The sequence below is a fragment of the Mycobacterium sp. genome (assembly GCF_049673265.1).
Lineage (GTDB): Bacteria > Actinomycetota > Actinomycetes > Mycobacteriales > Mycobacteriaceae > Mycobacterium.
This window is the reverse complement of record NZ_JBATXN010000373.1, coordinates 1-5,151: the sequence shown is the minus strand read 5'-3', so window position 1 is coordinate 5,151 and position 5,151 is coordinate 1. Positions and strand designations below refer to the sequence as shown.

The window sequence follows — 5,151 nt, the reverse complement described above, 5'->3', positions numbered from 1 at the left end:
TAGGCGCTCATTTACCCTCCCAGGTGTCGGTTGCTACGCCAACCCAAGACAGTATCGCTTTGCCGGAGGGAGATGGCCGGATTGAGACACGCCGACACAGTGGTGGTTCGGCGGGAACCGACCGGCCGCGCGCGCTTCCGGAACCCCCATCCCGGCGGCAGGGTCACCGACACGTATCGAATACGGCTCAAATCCGCTGAAGTGCAGCGTAATTGGCTGGGTTGCCGCAACGTAGTTCAGCTCGCAGACTGCGATTACTCGCAGCGGTAGGGATTATGACCAGGCAAGACGGGTAATTAGGTTCACGACAGAGCCTTTAAAGTGACACACATCATGACCACCCCAACAATCGACGAGCCCAAGGCGGCTGTCGCCGCGAGCTACTCGCGTCCTCAGCGTCGTCGCAGGCTGCTCGACCCGCTAGCGGTCGCGTTGCTGGCGGCCGTCGTCAGTGGCGCCGCCGCAAGCCGCCCGTCGCTGTGGTTCGACGAAGGGGCGACCATCTCCGCGGCGGCGAGCCGCTCGCTGTCTGAGCTGTGGCGGCTGCTGAGCCATATCGACGCCGTGCACGGCCTGTACTACCTGGTGATGCATGGCTGGTTCGCTGTGTTTCCGCCGACCGAATTTTGGTCGCGCGTCCCTAGCTGTCTGGCGATTGGGCTGGCGGCTGCCGGCGTCGTAGTCTTCACCAAGCAGTTCTCGTCGCGCTCTGTCGCGGTCTGCGCGGGCGTCGTTTTCGCGATCCTGCCACGCGTGACGTGGGCCGGCGTCGAAGCCCGGTCCTATGCCTTCACCGCAATCGCCGCAATCTGGCTGACCGTGTTACTGATCACCGCGATACGGCGACACAAATGGTGGCTGTGGCTGCTCTACGCAGTCGCGTTGATGCTGTCGATCCTGCTCAACATCTACCTGGTGTTGCTGGTGCCGACCTACGCCGTCGTGGCGCCGGTAGTCGGGCGGCGCAAATCCGTAGTGGTCTGGTGGGCCGCCACCACCGCGGTGGCGGTGGCGGCGATGACGCCGTTCATGTTGTTCGCGCATGGCCAGAGATTTCAGGTCGCCTGGCTATCCCGTCTCAATTGGCACAACGCGATCGACGTTCTGCAACATCAGTTTTTCGACAACAGCGTGCCGTTCGCGATCTTGGCGGCGGTCCTTCTGGTGGCCGCGATCGCGTTGCGATTCACCGGGCGATGGGAACCGGACCGCGATAGCCGGCTGCTGCTAATCGTGTGTGCGGCGTGGATTGTCGCGCCCACCACGGTCAGCCTGATTTATTCGGCGTTCGAACCGTTCTACTATCCGCGGTATCTGTTCTTCACCACGCCCGCGATGGCCGTCATACTGGCCGTCTGCATCGTCGCGGTCGCCGGTAAACCTCGGTGGATTGCCGGTGTGCTGGTAGTGCTGGTCGCAGCGGCATTCCCGAATTACCTTCTGTCACAACGACAGCCGTATGCCAAAGAGGGCTGGGACTACAGCCAGGTCGCTGACGTCATCAGCGCCCACGCCGCGCCCGGGGACTGCTTGCTGGTCGACAACACGGTGGGTTGGCTGCCCGGTCCGATCCGTGCCCTGCTCGCTACCCGCCCGGCGGCCTTCGCGCCGTTAGTCGACATCGGCCGCGGTCACCGTGGACCCGAACGCGGCACCCTCTGGGACGGACATGTGGCGGTATGGCTGGTGGTCGGTCGGCTATACCAATGCACCACGCTGTGGACGATTTCCACGCATGACACCACCTTCCCGGATCACCAGAGCGGAACGTCGCTGCCGCCGGGAAAGGTGCTTGGACGCGCGCCGGCCTACCTGACGCCGAAGTTGGTCGGGTTCCGTATCGTCGAGCGCTGGCAATTCCACCGCACCCAGGTCATCAAATCAGTTCGCTGAAGCCGACATTGGCATGCCGAGCCGGACGACCGAGCCGAAACGATATCTGTCATCGGTGAGGCGGCGACAGCGCTTGCGAACCGGGCCCCGATACGCCATCACCTTCCTCACCCCTGCTACCTGCTTCGTTTCGATGTTGAAATTGCTGCCCATCCGTGTCGCTACGCCTAGGCTTTTTGTGCGCGCAATCAGCACGCTGAGAGGAGCATCATGAGAAACAAATCAGGCAACCAGCGTCACCTGCAACTGCGCCGCCGCGCTGCCGGCGCGGCCGTCGCCTTCGCTGGCACCCTGGCCGCCGCATTCCTCTCGACAGGCACCGCGGTCGCTGATTCCGACGCCGATGCGTTCGCCGACCTCAACCTTCCCGGCGGGGCCCTTCTGGATACGTTGAACCCAACGCTTTCAGCCCAGCTAGACCCGCTGATCGACATGGGTCTCCCGGCGGGCGACCCAACGGACGCCGACGCGTTCGCCGACCTCAACCTTCCCGGCGGGGCCCTTCTGGATACGTTGAACCCCATGCTTTCCCAGCAGTTGGACCCGGTCGCTGACGGCATCGGCAGCATTATCAACCCGGATCTCGACGCGTACTACGACCTTGTCGCCGCGATCGACCCTAACGCCGCTACCGACGTCTTTGGCATGTTCGCCACCGACCTTGACACCCTGTTCACGCCGTTCGGCATTGAACCCGCGCTGGACGCCGCCGCCGACAACTTGCTCAGCCTGTTCGGCATCACCGGATTGTGATCTCGGCAATTCGATCCCTTCGACGCGTGGATTGGTAGGAAGCCAGCACACCCACCACGCCCAGCACGGCGAACACCGCGAACAACCAACGCGCGCCGACCGCACCGCCGTGCGCGCTGTTGACGACGACGCCGGCCACCCCCGCGCCGAACGCTCCGGAGATCAGCTGCACGGTGTTGATCGCCGCGGCTGCGGACCCACCCTCTTTCGCGTCGTCGACGTATTGCATTGCCCATGCCGATAGGTGCGGCCATCCCGCCCCGATGCCGATCCCGGTGATTACCAGCGCCACCGCCCACAGCACGGCAACGCCGGTCGACGCGTTCTCCACCTGGGTGGCCGCGGCTAACGCGAGGCCCGCGGCCATGATCAGCGGCGCGCCGCCGACTACGCGGGCGATGACGCGACTGCTGCTCAGCGATGCACTGACGATCTCGCTGACCGTCCAGCCCACTGCCAGCGCGGCGCCCAGAAAGCCCGCAACCACCGGAACCAGATGCGCCAGTCGTTGCCCGAACAACGGCACGTACATGTCGACCATCGCCGAAGCCATCAGCATCGCCATCGTCAGGTAGATCCACTTCAGCGGCCCAGGCCGAAACACGCTGGGCGGCAACACCGCAACCGATACACGCCGATCGGCCACCACAAACACGGCCACCAAGAGCACGCTGGTCGCAAGCAGCCCGGCCGTCGCGACACTGTCATGCGGCACCTGCGCAACGCTGGCCGTCAGCGCCGCGGCGCCCAACAGCAGCAGCGACCACACCGGGATTCTCAATGGCGCAGCACCGGCTGCGCCGCTGCGACCGGCGGGCAAGACCAGCGGAACCAGCGCGGCCATCGCCACGGTCAGCATCGCCACCGCACCGAATGCCCAACGCCACAGGCCGAACTGCGCAAAAAAGCCACCCGTCGCCGGCCCGACAATCGTTGCGACACCCCACATCGCCGATACCAATGCCGAAGCCCGAGTCCATAACACGTGCGGCAGTGCGGTGCTGATCACCGCATAGCCCAGCCCAGCTAAAAGACCGCCGGCCGCACCCTGCAAGGCGCGGCCGGCCAACAGAATCTCCATGTTGGATGCCGCCGCGCACACCACGCTGCCGATCCCGAAGACGGCCAATCCCAACAGATATGACGCACGCGCCCCGAGTCGTAGCAGCGCCGCGCTGACCGCAGCGGCCGCCACCACCGAGCCGACCAGGTACAACGTTGTCACCCAGGCAAAGAGTCGCTCGCCGCCGATGTCTGCGACGGTGCTCGGCAACAGGCTGATGGTCAGGAACTCGTTGATGGCATAGAGCGCGACACCACCGGCAAGCAGCGTCGAGGTGCCAAGGTACCGGGGGCCCAGCAGCACCCGCCAACTGCCGGCGGTGTCGGTGGTCCTCGTCGCGTCGGCGCCGATCACTTCAGCCCGGCCGCATCCATTCCGCGCAGTTCTTTCTTCAAGTCGGCGATCTCGTCGCGGAACCGGGCGGCCAGCTCGAATTGCAAGTCCCGCGCCGCAGCCATCATCTGCTCCGTGAGGTCTTTGATCAGGTCGGCCAATTCGGCCCGGGGCATGCTGGCGGTGTCACGACCCTCGAACACGCCGGCGCTGACAACCCGGCCGGGCGCGCCCTGGGCTCGCCGACCGCGCGACGCGTTGCGTCCGGATCCGCCGATCTCGACGGCATCGGTATCATCCGCCTCGCGGTACACCTGGTCGAGGATGTCGGCGATCTTCTTGCGCAGCGGTTGCGGATCGATGCCATTCGCCTCGTTGAAGGCGACCTGCTTTGCTCTCCGGCGTTCGGTCTCGTCGATGGCCTCTCTCATCGAGTCGGTCATCTTGTCCGCGTACATGTGCACTTCACCCGACACGTTGCGCGCGGCGCGGCCGATGGTCTGGATCAGGCTGCGCGCGGACCGCAGGAAGCCTTCCTTATCCGCGTCGAGGATCGCCACCAGCGATACCTCCGGCAGGTCGAGGCCCTCACGCAACAGGTTGATGCCGACCAGCACGTCGTAGTCCCCCAGCCGCAGCTGGCGCAGCAGTTCCACCCGCCGCAGCGTGTCGACCTCGGAATGCAGGTAGCGCACCCGGATACCCATTTCCAAGAGGTAATCGGTGAGGTCTTCGGCCATTTTCTTGGTCAGCGTCGTCACCAACACGCGCTCATCGGCCTTGGTGCGTTTGCGGATCTCACCGATCAGGTCGTCGATCTGGCCCTTCGTGGGCTTGACGACGACCTTCGGGTCGACCAGGCCGGTGGGCCGGATCACCTGCTCGACGAACTCGCCAGCGGTCTGGCTGAGTTCGTATGGGCCCGGCGTTGCCGACAGGTACACGGTCTGCCCGATCCGGTCGGCGAACTCTTCCCAGGTCAGTGGCCGGTTGTCGACCGCGGACGGCAGCCGGAAACCGTATTCGACCAGGTTGCGCTTGCGGGACATGTCGCCCTCGTACATGCCGCCGATCTGCGGGACCGTCACGTGCGACTCGTCGATGACGAG

4 protein-coding genes are annotated in these 5,151 nt (G+C 65.0%); 2 read left to right on the top strand and 2 right to left on the bottom strand.

Features of this window, described 5'->3' with window-relative positions; translation table 11 throughout:
* The first annotated feature begins 333 nt into the window (after nt 1-333).
* On the top strand, nt 334-1,893 hold the full coding sequence (locus tag WBF82_RS12955) for a glycosyltransferase family 39 protein (RefSeq protein WP_424383418.1): 1,560 nt from the start codon (nt 334-336) through the stop codon (nt 1,891-1,893).
* Nucleotides 1,894-2,103: 210 nt separating this feature from the next.
* Entirely contained in the window at nt 2,104-2,646 is a 543-nt protein-coding gene (locus WBF82_RS12950; RefSeq protein ID WP_424383417.1) for a hypothetical protein, read from the top strand.
* On the opposite strand, the gene WBF82_RS12945 is transcribed toward WBF82_RS12950, so the two are convergent.
* Complete coding sequence (locus WBF82_RS12945; protein ID WP_424383419.1) at nt 2,633-4,060, bottom strand: MFS transporter; 1,428 nt, start codon at nt 4,058-4,060, stop codon at nt 2,633-2,635. The genes WBF82_RS12950 and WBF82_RS12945 overlap by 14 nt on opposite strands.
* On the bottom strand, nt 4,060-5,151 hold a 1,092-nt coding region (locus WBF82_RS12940; RefSeq protein ID WP_424383416.1), incomplete at its 5' end, for a helicase-related protein. The genes WBF82_RS12940 and WBF82_RS12945, both read right to left, overlap by 1 nt.